Annotated in this window: 18 protein-coding genes; 10 read left to right on the top strand and 8 right to left on the bottom strand. The window is 72.9% G+C overall.

Annotation, left to right across the window (positions count from 1 at the left end; translation table 11 throughout):
- The coding region (gene ssd, locus PLP61_RS06610) for a septum site-determining protein Ssd (RefSeq protein WP_324501586.1) at positions 1-611 on the bottom strand (611 nt) is incomplete at its 3' end.
- Between the two features lie 101 nt (positions 612-712).
- Positions 713-1,981 (bottom strand): FG-GAP repeat domain-containing protein, encoded by a 1,269-nt coding sequence (locus tag PLP61_RS06605; protein WP_324501584.1) that lies wholly within the window; start codon positions 1,979-1,981, stop codon positions 713-715.
- A 103-nt stretch (positions 1,982-2,084) separates the two neighbouring features.
- Here PLP61_RS06605 and PLP61_RS06600 point away from each other — a divergent pair, with 103 nt between their 5' ends.
- Positions 2,085-2,891, top strand: a complete 807-nt coding sequence (locus PLP61_RS06600) for an HAD family hydrolase (RefSeq protein ID WP_502888979.1) — start codon at positions 2,085-2,087, stop codon at positions 2,889-2,891.
- 242 nt (positions 2,892-3,133) lie between these two features.
- On the opposite strand, the gene PLP61_RS06595 is transcribed toward PLP61_RS06600, so the two are convergent.
- Entirely contained in the window at positions 3,134-3,886 is a 753-nt protein-coding gene (locus PLP61_RS06595; protein ID WP_324501582.1) for a Fic family protein, read from the bottom strand.
- A 140-nt stretch (positions 3,887-4,026) separates the two neighbouring features.
- Here PLP61_RS06595 and PLP61_RS06590 point away from each other — a divergent pair, with 140 nt between their 5' ends.
- The 5 genes from PLP61_RS06590 to PLP61_RS06570 all read left to right on the top strand — a co-directional run bounded on the left by PLP61_RS06590 (position 4,027) and on the right by PLP61_RS06570 (position 8,728).
- A complete protein-coding gene (locus PLP61_RS06590; RefSeq protein ID WP_324501579.1) occupies positions 4,027-4,875 on the top strand; it encodes a class I SAM-dependent methyltransferase in 849 nt (282 codons plus the stop codon).
- A gap of 46 nt (positions 4,876-4,921) precedes the next feature.
- Complete coding sequence (locus PLP61_RS06585) at positions 4,922-6,067, top strand: histidine kinase (RefSeq protein WP_324501577.1); 1,146 nt, start codon at positions 4,922-4,924, stop codon at positions 6,065-6,067.
- Positions 6,064-6,822 carry a LytR/AlgR family response regulator transcription factor gene (locus PLP61_RS06580; RefSeq protein ID WP_324501575.1) on the top strand — a complete coding sequence of 253 codons (759 nt, stop codon included), beginning with the start codon at positions 6,064-6,066 and terminating at the stop codon, positions 6,820-6,822. The genes PLP61_RS06585 and PLP61_RS06580 overlap by 4 nt, the downstream gene beginning before the upstream one ends.
- 83 nt (positions 6,823-6,905) lie before the next feature.
- Positions 6,906-7,205: a DUF485 domain-containing protein gene (locus PLP61_RS06575; RefSeq protein ID WP_324501573.1), complete on the top strand. Its 300-nt coding sequence runs from the start codon at positions 6,906-6,908 to the stop codon at positions 7,203-7,205.
- Complete coding sequence (locus PLP61_RS06570) at positions 7,202-8,728, top strand: sodium/solute symporter (RefSeq protein ID WP_324501571.1); 1,527 nt, start codon at positions 7,202-7,204, stop codon at positions 8,726-8,728. Before PLP61_RS06575 ends, PLP61_RS06570 begins: the two co-directional genes overlap by 4 nt.
- 4 nt (positions 8,729-8,732) lie before the next feature.
- Here the strand turns inward: PLP61_RS06570 and PLP61_RS06565 are convergent, their stop codons facing one another.
- Positions 8,733-9,527, bottom strand: a complete 795-nt coding sequence (locus PLP61_RS06565) for a GNAT family N-acetyltransferase (protein ID WP_324501569.1) — start codon at positions 9,525-9,527, stop codon at positions 8,733-8,735.
- Positions 9,528-9,717: 190 nt separating this feature from the next.
- Between PLP61_RS06565 and PLP61_RS06560 the strand changes: the two genes are divergently transcribed.
- The 3 genes from PLP61_RS06560 (at position 9,718) to acs (ending at position 13,927) form a co-directional block, all read left to right on the top strand.
- Positions 9,718-10,089: a DUF485 domain-containing protein gene (locus tag PLP61_RS06560; protein WP_324501567.1), complete on the top strand. Its 372-nt coding sequence runs from the start codon at positions 9,718-9,720 to the stop codon at positions 10,087-10,089.
- Positions 10,086-11,804 carry a monocarboxylic acid transporter gene (locus PLP61_RS06555; RefSeq protein ID WP_324501565.1) on the top strand — a complete coding sequence of 573 codons (1,719 nt, stop codon included), beginning with the start codon at positions 10,086-10,088 and terminating at the stop codon, positions 11,802-11,804. Before PLP61_RS06560 ends, PLP61_RS06555 begins: the two co-directional genes overlap by 4 nt.
- 137 nt (positions 11,805-11,941) lie before the next feature.
- Positions 11,942-13,927 (top strand): acetate--CoA ligase, encoded by a 1,986-nt coding sequence (gene acs / locus PLP61_RS06550; RefSeq protein ID WP_324501564.1) that lies wholly within the window; start codon positions 11,942-11,944, stop codon positions 13,925-13,927.
- A gap of 8 nt (positions 13,928-13,935) precedes the next feature.
- Here the strand turns inward: acs and nhaA are convergent, their stop codons facing one another.
- Positions 13,936-15,129, bottom strand: coding sequence for a Na+/H+ antiporter NhaA (nhaA, locus tag PLP61_RS06545; protein WP_324501562.1), 1,194 nt, complete (start codon positions 15,127-15,129; stop codon positions 13,936-13,938).
- A 104-nt stretch (positions 15,130-15,233) separates the two neighbouring features.
- Here nhaA and PLP61_RS06540 point away from each other — a divergent pair, with 104 nt between their 5' ends.
- Positions 15,234-15,635 (top strand): phage holin family protein, encoded by a 402-nt coding sequence (locus PLP61_RS06540; protein ID WP_324501560.1) that lies wholly within the window; start codon positions 15,234-15,236, stop codon positions 15,633-15,635.
- A gap of 13 nt (positions 15,636-15,648) precedes the next feature.
- On the opposite strand, the gene PLP61_RS06535 is transcribed toward PLP61_RS06540, so the two are convergent.
- The 3 genes from PLP61_RS06535 to PLP61_RS06525 form a co-directional block, all read right to left on the bottom strand.
- On the bottom strand, positions 15,649-16,824 hold the full coding sequence (locus tag PLP61_RS06535) for a MarP family serine protease (RefSeq protein WP_324501558.1): 1,176 nt from the start codon (positions 16,822-16,824) through the stop codon (positions 15,649-15,651).
- Entirely contained in the window at positions 16,821-17,516 is a 696-nt protein-coding gene (locus tag PLP61_RS06530; protein WP_324501556.1) for an NUDIX hydrolase, read from the bottom strand. Before PLP61_RS06530 ends, PLP61_RS06535 begins: the two co-directional genes overlap by 4 nt.
- Positions 17,513-18,009 (bottom strand): TlpA family protein disulfide reductase (locus PLP61_RS06525; RefSeq protein ID WP_324501554.1); only part of this gene is annotated, 497 nt, incomplete at its 5' end. The genes PLP61_RS06525 and PLP61_RS06530, both read right to left, overlap by 4 nt.

Here is an 18,009-nt window from a genome sequence, read left to right as displayed (position 1 = left end):
CGCCAGGTGAGGACACCGAGGTTCTCGCGGCGGGGCAGCGCCACCCGCAGCGCCCGGCCGCCGAGCCGGCCGGCGGAGCTCTGCAGGTCCTCCCACCGCACCCCGTCGACGGACTCCAGCCCGAGCACCCGGTCCAAGCCGGGACCGGCCGGGTCGGTGTCGATGACCAGCGCCGGGACGCCGCGGGCGGCCACCTGGCCGATCGCGCACGCGAGCACCGAGGAGCCCGCACCTCCGCACCCGCCGACCACGCCGAGGGTGGTCGCCGGCGTCCCCACGGGATCGGCCACGTCGGCGAGGAGCTCGGCCAGCCGGCGGCTGCCGTCGGGGAGCTCGACGACCTGCTCGGCCCCCAGGTCCAGGGCCACCCGGAACAGCTCGGTGTCCACGGCCGTGTCGACCACGACCACGCCGGGCCGCCGCGGTGGGGTCATTCCGGCGAGCGCTGGCGCCAGGTCGGCTCCGACGAGCACCAGCGGCGCCGCGAGCCAGGCCCGCAGGCCCTGCTCCACCTCGCCGACCACGTCGGCCCCGGTGCCCGCGGCGGCGGCCAGTCGCACCAGCGTCTCGCGCAGGGGTTCGTCACGGGTGAGGATCAGCGGGACTGCCACGTCCGCAGCATCGTCCTACCGGGGCGACTGGGCCTGCCCCGCCGGGGTCGCCTGTGGACGCGGCCCCGGGCGTGGGCTGCTGTGGACGGACCGGGGCTCGGTCAGGGTGCGGCAGCGATCAGCTGGACGGGCCCGACCCGCTTCTCCCGTCCGTTGAGGACGACGAACTGGGCCCGGCCGTCGCCGTACACGTCGACGGCGGTGACCGCGTCACCCATCCCGCCGGCGGCCGGAGGGGTCAGGCCCACGAAGCTGAAACCGCCGTGGTTGACGAACAGCCGGTCGGTCGGGTTGGTCGAGGAGGAGGTGGAGTCGGTCACCAGGTAGACGTCGGTCAGGCCGTCGCCCTGGATGTCGCCCATCGCCACCGCCAGCCCGTCGGCGTTGGAGGGTGCGGTCCACACCCGAACCGAAGGCCCGAGGCCCGAGGCCAGGCCGCGGCGGTAGGTGAGACCGTTGACGTCGCTCATCACCAGGTCCGGGATGCCGTCGCCGTCGAGGTCGCCCACCGCCGCGTCGGAGATCTTGCCGATCGGCACGGCGGCGCTGGCGTCGGCGAACCCCGACCCGGTGTTGCGGTACAGCTGCGCCAGGTTGTTGCGGAAGGTGCAGGCGAGCAGGTCCATCCGGCCGTCACGGTTGTAGTCGAGGGGAACGGCGCACCGCACCCCGGCGTTGCCCCGGAACGTGCTCCACTGCGCGGAGTAGGTCAGCGACCGCCCGGCGTTGTTGAGGAACACCTTCGACCCCTCCGGCAGGTAGGTGCCAGCGGTGTCGCAGGGGTCGCTCACCGGCCGGCCGGCCTGGTTGCCGACGAACAGGTCCTTCCAGCCGTCGTTGTTGACGTCGAGGAAGGCGACCATCCGGCCGCGTCCGCACGGGTCCCCGACCCCCCACTGGGTCCCGCGGTCGGTGAACTGGCCGGGCGTCAGCTGCAGCCACAGCTCGTTGTCCTTCTCGGCGGTCTTCACGTAGTTCGACTGGTTCCTGCCACCGGAGCAGTAGGCGTCCGGCAGGTCGTTGCCGTCGACGTCGTACCACTCGCAGTCGTGACGGTCGAACACGCCGCCCTGGCTGTTGACCCGTGGGATCTTGAAGGCCTGCCGGAAGGTGCCGTCGCCGTTGTTCCGGTACACCCAGGAGTCGGTGTACTGGTGGAAGACGTTGAGGACCTCCTCCAGCCCGTCCCCGTTGAAGTCGACCGTCGAGTTCGACCAGCTGCGCTGCGACTGGGCCAGACCGGCCGCGGAGGCGCGGTCCACGAGGACCGGGTCGTCCACCGCACCGACCGGTGCCGCCGGCAGCAGCACTCCCGCCGCCGGCACCGCAAGCAGGAGCAGGGAACTGAGAGTACGCAAGATCGCGGGCATGACACGTCCCCCCATGAGGCCTCGCTGGATCGCTGTCTCGTGTCTACTCCGCCACGGTCCTCGCGGTCAATGGCCCGGTGGGCCGCAGGCCGCGCGCCCTAGGATGGCCGACATGGCGTCCCGCCCGACCGCGGCGTTCTTCGACCTCGACAAGACGATCATCGCCACCTCGAGCTCGTTGGCGTTCAGCAGGCCGTTCCACGCCGGGGGACTGATCACCCGGCGTGCGGTGCTGCGTACGGTCTACGCCCAGTTCGTCTTCCTCGCCGGAGGAGCCGACCACGACCAGATGGAGAAGATGCGGCAGTTCATGTCGCAGCTGGTCGCGGGGTGGGACGTGGCGACCGTGCGGGAGATCGTGGCGGACACCCTGCACAACGTGGTGGACCCACTGGTCTACGAGGAGGCGGTCTCCCTCATCGAGGAGCACCGGGCCGCCGGCCGCGACATCGTGATCGTGTCCTCCTCGGGGACCGAGGTGGTCGAGCCGATCGGGGAGATGCTGGGGGCGGACCGGGTGGTCGCTACCCGGCTGCAGATCGCCGAGGGCAGGTACACCGGCGAGATCGAGTACTACGCGTACGCCGAGGAGAAGGCCCGCGCGATCGCGCAGCTCGCAGCCGAGCGGGGCTACGACCTGGCCGAGTGCTACGCCTACAGCGACTCCATCACCGACGTCCACATGCTCGAGGCCGTCGGCCACCCCTGCGCGGTGAACCCGGACCGCGAGCTGCGCCGGGTGGCCGAGAGCAGGGACTGGCCGGTGCTGGTGTTCACCCGGCCGGTGACGCTGCGCTCCCGGGTGGAACGGGTGGCCCGACCGACGCTCGCCACGCTGGCGGTCGGCGGCGCGCTGACGGTCGGCGGGATGCTGTGGGCGAGCGCCCGCCGGCGGCGGATGTCGGTCTGAAGGGCAAAGTCAAGCCTTGAAGGCCGCCCAGGGAGGGCGTAGAAACGAGTCAGGGGACTAACTCCACAGCTCCACAGCGGCATGTGAGCCGGGTACCCACGCGGCGACCCACCCTTCATCAGGGCGCCTGTCCCGGGACTCCCGCGGCAGCACTAGTGACAGCACGCCTGGTAGCCACGGCCTCACGTGTCAGCGAGCGGCATCCGGTCCAGCGAGCGGGTGCCGCTCGCGCGCGAGGGCGGCTACTCCGCCGCCCGGCGCAGAGGACTCGCCTCGGCACCGGCGGTGTAGGCCTCCGCTGCGTACAGCAGCCAGGCATGCGCCCCTGCCGCTCCCCCGTCGCGGTAGGCCCGGAGGTTCGACTCGTACGCCGGGCGCAGCGCCAGGTGGCCGGCCTCGGGGACCAGCAACGACTTCTCGTCCACCCCGCGCGAGACCAGGACCAGGCGTTCCAGCGCCCGGGCCACCAGGCCGTTGCGGGCGACGAAGGGTGTCGCGGTCGCCACCTCCGCGTGGGCGAGGGCCGCGACCAGCAGGGCGGGGGTCTCACCCGGGGCGGACAGCAGCCCGCCGAGGGCCTGCAGCCGCGCGGCCGACGCCGCGCCCCGGGGACGACCGAGCACCTCGGGGTCGACGTCGCCGGCCGCCGCCAGGGTGTGCAGGCGGGCGAGGACCTGGAGCGGTGAACGGCTCAGCACCGGCCCGAGGGAGAGCAGCTCGGTGGAGATCCGCACGGCCGCGCGGGCCACCTCGTCCCCGACCCCGTCGCGGACCTGCTGCACGGTGGCGGTCGAGCCCTCGAGCAGGGCGCTGGCGTGGGCACCGAGCAGCAGCGACTCCACCGTCGCCTCGGGAGGGGTCCGCCGCAGGCCACGGTCGCGCAGCACCGCGTCGATGCCGTCCCGGGTGGCGACCAGGGCGGAGGCCACGCCCTCCAGCTCGAACAGGTCCGCCCACTGCCCCGGCACCCGACCTGCCCACGACGGCGTACCCATAGCCCCGCACGCTACGCACCCCGCCGACCCGTCACAAATGGCGGCGCTCCAGTCCCACCCGGCTCACGCACCTCGCCATTTGTGACGGGTCGGCGTGCGGCTACGGCTCGGGGAGGCGTCCGGCGGGTAGCCTGCGGGGGATGGATGAGGAGCTCCGACGCCAGGCGCGGTCCTTCGGGCCCGTGGCGGCGTCCTACGACCGTGGGCGACCGGCCTACCCGCGCGAGGCCGCCGCCTGGCTGGTGGGCCGGGGCGCGGCCGAGATCCTCGAGCTCGGGGCCGGCACCGGCAAGCTGACCGCCGAGCTGCTCGCCCTGGGGCACGACGTGCTGGCCACCGACCCCGACCCGTCGATGCTCGCGGTGCTGCGCGAGCGGCTGCCGTCAGCCCGGACCCGGGTCGCGTCGGCGGAGGAGACCGGGCTGCCGGACCGGTCGGTGGACGTCGTCGTGGCCGCCCAGTGCTTCCACTGGTTCGACCTGGACCACGCACTGCCAGAGATCGCACGGGTCCTCAAGCCGGGCGGGATGCTCGCCCTGGCCTGGAACCAGCGCGACGAGCGGATCCCGTGGGTGCGCCGGCTGGGCCGGATCATCGACTCCCAGGGGCAGCCGGCCGAGCCCGCGCAGCCGCTGGTGGCCTCCGAGCTGTTCGGCTTCGTGGAGGAGCGGACCTTCACGATCTGGCAGGACGTCAACCGCGAGACGCTCGTGGACCTGGTGCTCTCGAGGTCCAACGTCGCGGTGCTGGAGAAGGAGGCGCGGGCGGCCAAGCTGTCCGAGGCGTTGGCCTTCTACGACGACTACGGCCGCGGGATGGACGGCATGCAGCTGCCGTACCTGACCCGGTGCTACCGCGCCCGGGTCATCGCCGAGGCGCGTCCGGCGCCACCGGGGACGGCGCTCGAGGGCGGAATCCCGGTGGACATCCCCGGCGACGGGGCCACGGACGGCAGCGAGACCGAGATGCTGCTGATCGACTTCCGCTGACCGGGGTACTTCCGGTGGCCCAGGGCACGCATTAGCGTCACGCACCATGACCCGGAGCCGCACCCCCGTCGTGCCCTGGTCACGCTACCGAGGACGCCCCCACCTGGGCTCCGAGGCCGACCGGGCCACCTTCCGGACCCTGCACACCGCCAGCCTCGCCTCCCCCGCGCTGCGCGAGGGTCTCACGGTGACCAGCGCCGAGCGGAGCATCAAGCATCTGCGCACCCTGCTGGGCGCCCTCGCGGTCGCCCTCACCGACGAGAGCCGCCTGCTGGCGTGGGACGGGGAGGGTGAGCACCACGCCGAGGGGGCGCCGGAGCTGGCGCGGGCGGCCACGGAGTCGGGGGCGACCAGGGTGGTCTCTCTCCGCCAGCGGTCCTGCGAGGTGCACGGCTGCCCGGTCCGGAACGCGATCGTCTCGCCGCTGTTCGTCGAGGACCGCGTGGTCGGCACGCTCCAGGTCTTCGGACCCACCCCGACCGCCGGACTGGCGCGGGCCGCCGACGAGGTGGCCGGCTGGGTCTCCGGACAGCTGGAGCTGGCCGAGCTCGACGCCTCGCGGACCCGGCTGATGGAGGCCGAGGTCCGTGCCCTGCGCGCCCAGATCTCTCCGCACTTCATCTACAACTCCCTGGGCGCGATCGCCAGCTTCGTGCGCACCGACCCCGACCGGGCCCGTGAGCTGCTGCTGGAGTTCGCCGACTTCACCCGCTACTCCTTCAGCCGGCACGGGGAGTACACCACGCTGTCGGAGGAGCTGCGCTCGATCGAGCGGTACCTGATGCTCGAGCAGGCCCGGTTCGGTGACCGGCTCCGGGTCATCCTGCGGATCGCCCCCGAGGTGCTCCCGGTCGCGGTCCCGTTCCTGTGCCTCCAGCCGCTGGTGGAGAACGCCGTGCAGCACGGTCTGGAGGGCCGGCCGGACGGCGGCACCATCACGATCCTGGCTCGGGACCGGGACAGGGACTGCGAGATCGCCATCGAGGACGACGGTCAGGGCGAGGACCCCGAGCGGGTACGCCGGGCGCTGGCCGGCGACCAGACGACGGACTCGGTCGGGCTGGGCAACGTGGACGAGCGGCTGCGCCGTGCCTTCGGCGACGAGTACGGGCTGGTGGTGGAGACCGCGCCCGGCGCCGGGACCAAGGTGACGGTGCGGGTGCCGAAGTACGCGCCAGGGGTGCGACCGTGACCGGGCGACCCGGCCAGTCGCCCCCGCGGGGGCTGCGGGTGCTGGCGATCGACGACGAGCGTCCGGCACTGGACGAGCTGGCGTTCCTGCTCCGGCAGGACCCGCGCGTGCAGGGCGTGCTCACCAGCGACACGGCCACCGAGGCCCTGCGTGTGCTGCAGGACCTGGCGGTGGACGCGGTGTTCCTCGACATCTCGATGCCGGGGCTGAGCGGCCTGGAGCTGGCGCAGGTCCTCTCCCGCTTCAAGAGCCCGCCGCCGGTGGTGTTCGTCACCGCGCACGACCGCCACGCCGTGGAGGCGTTCGAGCTGAACGCGGTCGACTACGTGCTCAAGCCGGTGCGCGAGGACCGGCTGGCCGAGGCGGTACGCCGCGTCGTCGAGGGCGGCGGCCGCCCGGCCGCGCGCACCGACGACCAGATCGCCGTCGAGCTGGGCGGACGCACCCGCTTCATCTCGCGGGCCGACATCCGCTACGTCGAGGCGCAGGGTGACTACGCCCGGCTGCACACCACCCAGGGCAGCCACCTCCTGCGTACCCCGCTGGCAACGCTCGAGGCGGAGTGGCGCGAGGCCGGGTTCGTCCGGATCCACCGCTCGCTGCTGGTGTCGCTGCCGCACGTGCAGGAGATCCGCACCGACGCGGGGCGGTGCACGGTCCTGGTCGACGGCAAGGAGCTGTCGGTCAGCCGGCGGCACACCCGCGAGCTGCGAGACCTGCTGGTCCGGCGTACCCGCCCGGGCGGCGGCACGTGACGCCCGAGCCGCCACCCCCGGCCAGGGTGCGGGTCACCTCCCCGCACACCGGCAGCACCGGTGTGCGGCGGACGCGGCAGCAGGTGACGACGGAGATCGACGCGCAGACCGAGCTCGGGGCGGTGTTCCTCCGCTCGCTGCTGCGTGCCCAGCTCCGGCTCGCGCTGGGGGTCCTGGCGCTGCTCGCCGTGCTCGTCGGCGGGCTCCCGCTGCTGTTCCACCTGGCTCCCGGGCTCGCCGCCACCCGGGTGCTGGGCATGCCGCTCGCGTGGTGCCTGCTCGGCTTCGGCGTCTACCCGGTGCTGCTCGCGCTGGGCTGGGCGTACATCCGGCGTGCCGAGCGCAACGAGCGCACCTTCACCGAGATGGTGCGGGAGCGGTGAGCCACACCGCGGGGCTGACCGCCGTGGTGGTGGTGTCGTTCCTGACCATCGCGATCGGCACCTGGAGCCTGCGGCTCGCCCGCACGACCTCCGACTTCTTCGTCGCCTCCCGCACCGTGCGGCCCCTGCTCAACGCCTCGGCGATCGGAGGGGAGTACCTCTCCGCCGCGTCCTTCCTCGGTGTGGCCGGCCTGGTGCTGGCCTACGGCGCGGAGATGCTGTGGTACCCGGTCGGCTGGACCGCCGGCTACCTGGTCCTGATGGTCCTCGTCGCCGCCCCGCTGCGCCGCTCCGGGGCCTACACGCTGCCCGACTTCGCCCAGGCCCGGCTGGAGTCCCGCCAGGTCCGGGGCGTCACCTCGCTGCTGGTCGTGGGCATCGGGTGGCTCTACCTGATCCCCCAGTTCCAGGGGGCGGGCCTGACCCTGCGGCTCGCGACCGGGCTGGACGCCCGGCTCGGGGGGCTGGTGGTCGCGGTGGTCGTGCTGGCCAGCGTGCTGGCGGGCGGGATGCGGTCGGTGACCTTCGCGCAGGCCTTCCAGTACTGGCTGAAGCTGACCGCGCTGCTGCTGCCCGCGGTGTTCCTGCTGCTCGTGTGGTTCGGTGACGGCTCCCCCTCGCCGGCGGACGCCGCGCACGGCGCCCTGGGCCGGGACGGGGGCTGGGCAGACCCGCTGTCCGGCCACGGCACCGGTCAGGGCGGGCACCCGCTCTACGCGACGTACTCGCTGATCGTCGCGACGTTCCTCGGCACGATGGGTCTGCCCCACGTGGCGGTGCGCTTCTACACCAACCCCGACGGCCGCGCGGCCCGGCGCACCACCCTGGTCGTGCTCGGGCTGCTCGGCCTCTTCTACGTGCTGCCCCCCGTGTACGGCGCGCTGGGCCGCGTCTACGCCGCCGACCTCGTCGGCGCGGGCCGGTCCGACGCGGTGGTGCTCGAGCTGCCCCAGCGGATGCTCGGCGGCACCGGTGCGGAGCTGCTGGGGGCGCTGCTGGTCGCCGGGGCGTTCGCTGCGTTCCTCTCCACCTCCTCCGGGCTCACCGTGGCCGTGGCCGGCGTGGTCTCCCAGGACCTGGTCAGCCGCTGGCTGCCCGGGGTCACCGCGTTCCGGGTGGCGGCCGTGATCGCCGTGGCGTTCCCCTACGCCCTGGCCGTGCTCGCCGCCGACGTGGGCGTGGCGACCGCCGTCGGGCTGGCGTTCGCGGTGGCCGCCTCGACCTTCTGCCCGCTGCTGGTCCTGGGCATCTGGTGGTCGCGCCTGACCGACGTGGGGGCGATCGCCGGGCTGCTGGTGGGAGGTGCCCTCTCCGGCGCCGCGGTGCTGTGGACCTTCACCGCCGGGCCGGGGGACTCCTGGGGCTCGGCGCTGCTCTCGCAGCCGGCGGCGTGGTCGGTCCCCGCCGCGTTCCTCACCATGGTGGTCGTCTCCCGGCTCACCGCCTCCCGCCGCTCGGCGCACGTCACCACGTTCATGGTGCGCCTGCACACGCCCGAGGCCGTCGAGCTCGACCGCGGCTGACCCGTCAGCGGGTCCAGACGTACGGCGTGGTCGTGGTCACCGGGACCAGGCCGCTGCGCTGCAGGATCGGCCGGGACATCGGCGTGCAGTCGCTGTGCAGGAAGGCGACCCCGAGCGCGAGGGCGGAGCGGGCGCGCGCCGCGGTCAGTGCCCGGTAGAGGCCCCGGCGGCGCCACTCCTCCAGGGTGGCCCCACCCCACAGCCCCGCGAACCGGGTGCCCCGCACGACGTCGAGCCGACCCGCGCTGACGACCCGGCCGTCCGCCTCGGCCAGCCACAGCTCCAGGTGCGCCGGGTCGCGGGCGATCTGGTGGGCCAGGTCCTCGGCGTCCAGCCCCCCGGAGCGGCCGAACACGGCCTCCTGCATGGCCGCGCAGCGGCGTACGTCGGCCAGCAGGTCGTGGCCCTCCCCGGCTCGCCGCAGGGTCACCCCGGCCGGCACCGACACGTCCACCGCCAGGGCCGCCGCCTCGCCCACCATCACGGTCTCCTCGGGCTCGGCGACCAGACCGTGCGCGGTCAGGTGCCGACCCAGGTCGACCGGGGCGTCGTGCCCCCGGGTCTTCCACTCGAAGGTGACCACCTCGGTCTCGTCGCGGAAGTGCGCGACGGTCTCCTCGATGAGCGCGTCCAGCGCCGCCCCCTCCAGACCGCCCAGCGCCCGGTAGGTCACCAGGCCACGGTCCCCGAACCGCGCCCACCAGACCGGCGGGCGCCGCCGCGTCGACTGCGCGTGCGCGAGCTCGCCCTCCTCGCGCAGCTGGCTGTCGTAGGCCTCCAGCAGGGCACCGGCGTCCACGCGGCCCACGCTACGCGACGCGCGACCGGGGAGCCGGCGACCGTTCGTCGTGCCGGACCGACCGCTGGGCGAAGCCGCCTCCCCGCTGGGCGACGGTCCGACCCGGAGCCCTGCCCGCGGACCGTCCTCCTGGGCCACCGTGACCGGAGTCACACGTCCACGCGCCAGCCCGCCGAAAGGAGTGCCGCAGGTGACCACTTCACCTCCACAACAGCACCAGCCGGGAGCACACACGCACGCCCAGCTCAACGACCCGCTCTACCGGGAGCTCGCCGAGAGCGAGGACTTCGTCGAGCTGCGCCGCCGCTACCGCGGCTTCGTCCTCCCCTGGACCGTGGCCTTCTTGTCCTGGTACTTCCTGTTCGTCATCTTGTCGAACTGGGCGCCGGACTTCATGGCCACCACGGTCTTCGGCACCGTCAACCTGGGCCTGCTCCTGGGTCTGCTCCAGTTCGTCAGCACCTTCCTGATCGCCTGGCTCTACTCGCGCCACGCGGCGGCGAAGTTCGACCCCCTGGCCGGAAGGATCCGCGCCCGGTTCGAGAAGGGTGACCACGCATGAGCGCGCACACCGTCGTGATGGCGGCCTCGGGCGGCGACACGCACCAGATGCTCACCTCGGTGCTGTTCGGGCTGATCGTGCTCGCCACCGTCGCCGTCACCGTCTGGGCCAGCCGGTCCACCTCCGGCGCCGCCGACTACTACGCCGGTGGCCGCAACTTCTCCGGCTTCCAGAACGGCCTGGCCATCGGCGGCGACTACATGTCGGCCGCCTCGTTCCTCGGCATCTCCGGCGCCATCGCGCTGGCGGGGTACGACGGGTTCCTCTACTCGATCGGCTTCCTGGTCGCGTGGCTGGTGGCCCTCCTGCTGGTCGCCGAGCTGCTGCGCAACTCGGGGCGCTACACCATGGCCGACCAGCTCGCCTACCGGATGCACCAGAAGCCGGTCCGCACCGCGGCCGCCGTCTCGACCGTGGCGGTGTCGGTGTTCTACCTGCTGGCCCAGATGGTCGGCGCCGGCGCGCTGGTCGCGCTGCTCCTGGGAGTGGAGAGCCAGGGCATCAAGAACTTCACCATCGTCGGTGTCGGCCTGCTGATGATCTTCTACGTCACCGTCGGGGGGATGAAGGGCACCACCTGGGTGCAGATCATCAAGGCGGTCCTGCTCATGCTCGGCTCCGCCCTGATCGTGGTGCTGGTGCTGGCCAAGTTCGGTTTCAACCTCTCCGACCTGCTGGGCACCGCCGCCGACAACTACAAGTCCAGCGCGGACGCCGCGGCGGAGGCCGCCGGCACGGCGTCCACAGCGACCGGCTCGACCTTCCTCGAGCCGGGCCTGAAGTACGGACTCGACGGCACCAGCAAGCTCGACTTCCTCTCGCTGTCGATCGCCCTGGTGCTGGGTACGGCGGGTCTCCCGCACATCCTGATCCGCTTCTACACCGTGCCCACCGCCAAGGACGCCCGCAAGTCGGTGCTCTGGGCGATCGGCCTGATCGGCACGTTCTACCTGTTCACGCTGGTCCTCGGCTTCGGGGCGCGGGCGCTGGTGACGGGCGACCAGTGGGCCGACATCGTCGCGAGCAAGGGCAACCTCGCCTCGCCGCTGCTCGCCGAGGCGGTCGGCGGTGGCCCGGGCACCACCGGTGGTGCCGTGCTGCTGGCGGTCATCGCCGCCATCGCGTTCGCCACGATCCTCGCCGTGGTCGCGGGACTCACCCTGGCCTCGTCGACCTCGGTGGCCCACGACCTCTACAACTCGGTCTTCCGCAACGGCGAGGCCAGCGACAAGGACGAGATCAAGGTCGCCCGGATCACCGCGTTCGTGCTCGGCGGCATCGCGATCGTGCTGGCGATCCCGGCGCAGAACCTCAACATCGCGTTCCTGGTCGCCCTGGCGTTCGCGGTCGCGGCGTCGGCCAACCTGCCGTCGATCCTGTACAACATGTTCTGGCGCAGGTTCAACACCCGGGGCGCCACCTGGAGCATCTACGGCGGACTGGTCACCTCGCTCACCCTGGTGTTCTTCTCGCCGGTCATGTCCGGCAAGGGGGTGGACCCGGTGACCGGGAAGAGCCTCTCGCTCTTCCCCGCCAGCGTCGACTTCCACTGGTTCCCGCTGGAGAACCCGGCCATCGTCTCCGTCCCGGTCGCGTTCTTCCTCGGCTGGCTCGGCACCGTGACGGCCCGGGAGAAGGAGGCGGTCATGGAGTTCGACGAGCTCGAGGTCCGCTCGCTCACCGGCGCCGGAGCCGAGGCCGCCGTGCAGCACTGACCACCCGGAGGGGTACGCCGGTCGCCGCGGCGCCGGCGTACCCCTCGACCCCGTGACCCCTGTGACCCCGGCCACTAGGCTGACCAGCCAGGGAACCGACCTCCGCACCCTCGAGACCCACCCAGGAGAGACCCACCGTGAGCGACCAGTCGTCCGACACCCTCTCGAACCTGCTGCACGAGGAGCGCCGCTTCGCTCCCCCGGCCGACCTGGCGGCCTCGGCGAACGTCACCGCCGAGGCCTACGAGCGGGCGTCCCAGGACCGGCTGGCGTTCTGGGCCGAGGCCGCCCAGCGGCTGGACTGGGGCCAGCCCTGGGAGCAGGTCCTGGACTGGTCGGACCCGCCGTTCGCCAAGTGGTTCACCGGAGCCACGATCAACGCCTCGGTGAACTGCGTCGACCGGCACGTCGCCGCCGGTCGTGGCGACAAGGTGGCCCTCCACTGGGTGGGGGAGCCCGAGGGCGACACCCGTGACCTGACCTACGCCCAGCTGAAGGACGAGGTCTGCCGGACCGCCCACGCGCTCACCGAGCTCGGGGTGGCCAAGGGCGACCGGGTCGCCATCTACATGCCGATGATCCCCGAGACCGCGATCGCGATGCTCGCCTGCGCCCGCATCGGCGCCCCGCACACGGTGGTCTTCGGCGGCTTCTCCGCCGACGCCCTGGCCTCGCGGGTCGTGGACTGCGCGGCGACGGTGGTCATCACCGCCGACGGCGGCTACCGGCGGGGCGCCCCGTCGGCGCTCAAGCCCGCGGTCGACGAGGCCTGCGAGAAGGTTTCGGCGACCGAGGGCGCCACCCCGGTGGAGAAGGTGCTGGTGGTGCGGCGTACCGGCCAGGACGTCGCCTGGCACGACGGCCGTGACGTCTGGTGGCACGACCTGGTGGACCGGCAGCCGACCGAGCACGAGCCGGAGCTGCACGACTCGGAGCACCCGCTGTACGTGATGTACACCTCCGGAACCACCGGCAAGCCCAAGGGGATCCTGCACACCACCGGCGGCTACCTCGTGGGCACGTCGTACACCCACTGGGCGGTCTTCGACCTCAAGCCGGAGACCGACGTGTACTGGTGCACCGCCGACGTGGGGTGGGTCACCGGCCACTCCTACATGGTCTACGGGCCGCTCGCCAACGGGGCCACCCAGGTGATGTACGAGGGCACCCCGGACGCCCCGCACAAGGGCCGGTGGTGGGAGATCATCGAGAAGTACGGCGTGACCATCTTCTACACGGCACCGACCGCGATCCGGACCTTCATGAAGTGGGGCAACGACATCCCGGCCGGCTTCGACCTGTCCTCGGTCCGGCTGCTGGGGTCGGTCGGCGAGCCGATCAACCCCGAGGCCTACGTCTGGTACCGCGAGCACATCGGCGGAGGGCGGGCGCCGGTCGTCGACACCTGGTGGCAGACCGAGACCGGCCAGATCATGATCAGCCCGCTGCCCGGCGTCACCCACGGCAAGCCCGGCTCGGCGATGACCGCGCTCCCCGGCATCAGCGCGGACGTGGTCAACGACCAGGCCGAGCCGGTGCCGAACGGCGCCGGCGGCTACCTGGTGCTGCGGGAGCCCTGGCCGGCCATGCTGCGCACCCTGTGGGGCGACGACCGGCGCTTCAAGGACACCTACTGGTCCCGCTGGGAGGGCCTCTACTTCGCCGGTGACGGGGCGAAGAAGGACGAGGACGGCGACCTGTGGCTGCTGGGCCGGGTCGACGACGTGATGAACGTGTCCGGACACCGCCTGTCCACGACCGAGATCGAGTCCGCGCTCGTCTCCCACCCCAAGGTGGCCGAGGCCGCCGTGGTCGGCGCGCACGACGACATGACCGGGCAGGCCGTCTGCGCGTTCGTCATCCTGCGCGAGTCCGCCGGGGACGGCGGGGAGGACATCGTCCAGGAGCTGCGCAACCACGTGGCCCACGAGATCGGCCCGATCGCCAAGCCGCGCCAGGTGATGATCGTCCCCGAGCTGCCCAAGACCCGGTCGGGCAAGATCATGCGCCGGCTGCTCAAGGACATCGCCGAGCACCGTGAGGTGGGCGACGTGACGACGCTGGCCGACTCGACGGTGATGGACCTGATCAAGGCCCGCGAGGGGACCGGCGCGGCGGACTGACCGGTCCGTCAGCGGGTCGCGTGGAACCGGTCGCGGTGTCCCAGGACCAGGGCCCCGACCACCGCTGAGAGCACCGAGCCCGCGAGCACGGCGGTCTTGGCGGCGTCCCGCAGGTCGCCCTCGAAGGTCAGCTCGGCGACCAGCAGCGAGACGGTGAAGCCGATCCCCGCCAGCACCGCGACGCCCACCAGGTCGCGCCAGGCCAGGTCCTCGTTGAGCTCGGCCCGGGTGAACCGGGTGACCAGCCAGGTGCCGGCGAGCACGCCCACCGGCTTGCCCAGCACCAGCCCGGCAACCACACCCAGCACCACCGGGCTGTCCAGCAGCGCGCCGCCGCCCTGGAGCGGGACGCCGGCCGACATCAGCGCGAAGAACGGCACCGCGATGCTGGCCGAGGCCGGCGAGAGGCGGTGCTCGAGCCGCTCCGCCGGGCTGCGCTCCTCGCTCGGGTCGGGGCGGACCCGGGTGAGCAGCCCCAGCACCACCCCGGCGATGGTGGCGTGGATGCCGCTCTCGTGGACGCACCACCACGCCAGCAGCGCCACCGGCACGTAGAACAGCGGCGTGCGCCAGCGGCGGTGCTGGCCGAAGGCGTACGCCGCGAACGCGGCCACCGCGAGCGCCAGCGCACCCAGGTGCAGGGTGCTGGTGAAGAAGACCGCGATGATCACGATCACGATCAGGTCGTCGACCACGGCCAGGGTGAGCAGGAAGAGCCGGAGCGAGGTGGGCAGGTTGGAGCCGACGACCGCCAGCACCGCCAGGGCGAAGGCGATGTCGGTCGCCGAGGGGATCGCCCAGCCGCCCGGCTCGCCGTCCGGGCCGAGGTTCACCACCAGGTAGATCAGGGCCGGCACGGCGACGCCGAAGCAGGCGGCCGCCACGGGAACCGCCGCGTCGGCCGGCCGCCGCAGCGAGCCCACCACCAGCTCCCGCTTGAGCTCCAGGCCGGCGACGAAGAAGAACAGCGTCAGCGCCCCGTCGGCCGCCCAGTGCTCGACGTCCAGGGGTCCGATGAACAGGTGCAGCAGCGCGTCGTACGACGAGGCCCACGGCGAGTTCGCCCACACCAGCGCGACCGCGGCGGCGGCCAGTGCGAGCAGCCCCCCGACCGTCTCGCTGCGGAAGAACGCCGCCAGAAAGGTGGACTCGCCGGAGTCCAGCTCGGGCAGGAAGCGACGCACGAAGGAGGGCTCGGACATGAGACGAGCCTTTCAGACGGGCCCGTCGAACACACGGCGACGGTCTTGTAGGGTCGGCACCGGACCACGCAGACGCCGGCCGGAGCACACGGAAGAGAGCTGACATGGGACGCGACCTCCCCCAGGACACCGACCCCACCATCGGCCGACTGGTCACCGACGCGAGCCGCGAGGTCTCCACGCTGATCCAGCAGGAGATCCAGCTGGCCAAGTCCGAGCTCAAGGTCAGCCTGCGCAACGGCGGCACCGGCGCCGGCCTGTTCGGCGCGGCGATCTTCCTGGTGCTGCTGGCGATCATCATGCTGTCGGTGGCGTTCGCCTACCTGATCCACTGGAACGGCGACGGGCTGGCGCTGCAGTGGGCCTTCCTGATCGTCTTCGCGGCGTACCTGCTGCTCGCGGCGCTGCTCGCCTGGCTGGGCGTGCGCAAGGTCCGGCTGGTGCGCGGGCCCGAGCGTGCCATCCACCAGGCACAGGAGGCCGCGGCCGCGCTCAAGCGCCCCTGAGGCCGAGGGCGACTCAGCGGGTGCAGCGCCCGGTCGAGACCGGGTCCACGTCGGCGATCCCGCTGGCGGCACTGCTGCGCACCTGCTCGGCGGTGAGCGCGTAGCCGGTGGCCCGGTCGGTGACCGAGGCGGCGAAGATCATCCCGGCCACTGCGCCGGAGGACATCACGATCGGGCCCCCCGAGTTGCCGGGGCGCACGCTGCCACGCAGCGAGAACACCTCGCGCAGCACCGTGTCGTTGCCGTAGATGTTCGGTGAGCGCAGCCGCTGCTCGGCACGGATCCGGGCGGTCTGCACATCGAACGGTCCGTCCTCGGGGAAGCCGAGGATGGCCACGCCGGCGCCCGGGCGGGCGCCGACGTCGAACGGCAGCGGCTGCGTCCCCGGGTCGGCGAAGGAGAGCACGGCGACGTCCAGGTCCGGGTCGTAGAGCACGACCTCCGCGGGGAGGGTCTGGTCGCCGAGGGTGACCTCGGGGTCGCGGACCCCGGCGACGACGTGCGCGTTGGTCATCGCCCGGCCGGGGCTGTAGACGAACCCGGACCCCTCCACTCCCTCGCCGCAGCTGTTGGAGCCGCGGACCTTCACGACGCTGTCACCGGCCCTCAGCACGTCCGGGTCCCGCAGCAGCCGCTGGGGCCCGGGCCCGACCTCGACGATGCGCTCGGGAGCGAACGGCTCCAGGTAGCGGGGGAAGAAGGTGGTCCCCACGACGTTGTCGAAGGCGCCGAGCAGCTGGTTGGCCTGGCCCGGCAGCGCCTGGTTGACGCGGGCGAGGACTGCGGAGTTGCGGACCTGGGTGGTGATGCCGTCCAGCCTCGTGCCCGAGATCGCCACCCCGAGCGCCCAGGCGACCAGCAGCACGGCCACCGCGCTCAGCGCCGCCCCGCCCATCGCGTCCAGGGCGCGCACCGGCTGCCAGGTGATCCGGTCGCGGATGCGCGCCCCGACGTACTGCAGCAGGGCCTGGCCCAGCGAGGCCGACAGGATCACGATGAAGAGCGCGCCCAGCGAGACCCACACCGACGGCTCGGCGTCGCCGAGGGCCCGGGGCGCCAGCCAGACGCCGAAGAGGCCGCCGGCCAGCAGCCCGATCGTGGCGAAGGCGCCGGTGATGAAGCCCTGCCAGTAGCCGGACAGCGCGTAGGCCAGCACCATCGCGACGAGCAGCCAGTCGAGCAGGTTCACCGCGGCTCCCGCAGGTCGGTGTTCGGCGGCAGGTCGTCTCGAGGGGGGAGGCCGCGGAGCATGTGGGCGGGCAGGTCCCGCACCCGGGTGCCGTCCCAGGGGACCGACCAGCCCACGTAGTCGAAGAGCCGCGCGATGATGCCGGCGGTGAACCCCCACAGGATGACGTCCTTGCGGTCCCCGATGACGAAGCCCGGGCCGAGCCAGCCGCTGGGGTGGCGCACGGTGATCCGGTGCGCCGGGTCGATCAGCTCGGACACCGGCACCCGGTAGATCGCGTGGACCTCGTCGGGATCGACGACGGAGACCGGGCTGGGCGCGGCCCACCAGGCCAGCACCGGGGTCACCGCGAAGTTGCTCGGCGGCAGCCAGAGCTCGGGGAGCTGGGCGAACACCTCGACCCCGGAGGGGTCCAGGCCGGTCTCCTCCTGCCCCTCGCGCAGCGCGGCCGCCACCACGCTCTCCCCCTCGTCGATCGAGCCGCCTGGGAAGGAGACCTGCCCGGGGTGGGAGCGCATGTGGTGGGCCCGTTCGGTGAGCAGGACGTCGGGCCCGGAGGGGCCCTCCCCGAACAGCATGAGCACCGCGCCGCGCCGCGGGCTGGCGTCACCCGGCGGCATGAAGTGGGTGAGCTCGTGGACGGTGATCGACGCGGCCCCCTCGCGGACCGGCTCGAGCCAGTCGGGGATCACGGGGCCACCCCCAGGTGCTCGGCCACCAGGTCCTCCAGCTGTGAGAGGGAGCTGAGCGCGACGAACTCCCGGTGCACCACCGTCCCGTCGGGGGCCACCAGGGCGAGGAACGGCAGCCCTCGCAGCGCCGGGAACGGGTCGGCCCCGTTGAGGTCGCCCTGGGGGTCGGCGAGCAGCGGGTAGGTGACCCCGGAGTCGCGGGCCAGCTCCAGCGCAGCCTGCGGCTGGACGTCCTGGTAGTCCACGCCGAGGACGTCCACGCGGCCGGCGTACTTCTCGTGGAACTGCTGGAGGAGCGGCATCTCGGTGCGGCAGGGCCCGCACCAGGACGCCCACAGGTTCACCACCAGCGGGCCTCGCAGCGAGGACAGGTCGACGTCCTGGCCGCCGCCGAGGCAGGGCAGGGCGACCGCCGGCAGCCCGCCGTCGACCGCCGGGCCCGGGCCGGGGGTGCACGGCGCGATCCCGGCCTTCCGGTGCAGCGCGCGGAGGG

This window comes from Nocardioides sp., assembly GCF_035429765.1.
Classification (GTDB): domain Bacteria; phylum Actinomycetota; class Actinomycetes; order Propionibacteriales; family Nocardioidaceae; genus Nocardioides.
The sequence above is the reverse complement of the archived record's forward strand: the minus strand, read 5'-3'. Positions and strand labels throughout refer to the sequence as shown.

Bases quoted from the DNA above. Each gene is read 5' to 3' on its own strand.
- PLP61_RS06605 (WP_324501584.1), bottom strand. From the start codon at position 1,981: ATGCCCGCGATCTTGCGTACTCTCAGTTCCCTGCTCCTGCTTGCGGTG.
- PLP61_RS06600 (WP_502888979.1), top strand. From the start codon at position 2,085: ATGGCCGACATGGCGTCCCGCCCGACCGCGGCGTTCTTCGACCTCGAC.
- PLP61_RS06595 (WP_324501582.1), bottom strand. From the start codon at position 3,886: ATGGGTACGCCGTCGTGGGCAGGTCGGGTGCCGGGGCAGTGGGCGGAC.
- PLP61_RS06590 (WP_324501579.1), top strand. From the start codon at position 4,027: ATGGATGAGGAGCTCCGACGCCAGGCGCGGTCCTTCGGGCCCGTGGCG.
- PLP61_RS06585 (WP_324501577.1), top strand. From the start codon at position 4,922: ATGACCCGGAGCCGCACCCCCGTCGTGCCCTGGTCACGCTACCGAGGA.
- PLP61_RS06555 (WP_324501565.1), top strand. From the start codon at position 10,086: ATGAGCGCGCACACCGTCGTGATGGCGGCCTCGGGCGGCGACACGCAC.
- nhaA (WP_324501562.1), bottom strand. From the start codon at position 15,129: ATGTCCGAGCCCTCCTTCGTGCGTCGCTTCCTGCCCGAGCTGGACTCC.
- PLP61_RS06540 (WP_324501560.1), top strand. From the start codon at position 15,234: ATGGGACGCGACCTCCCCCAGGACACCGACCCCACCATCGGCCGACTG.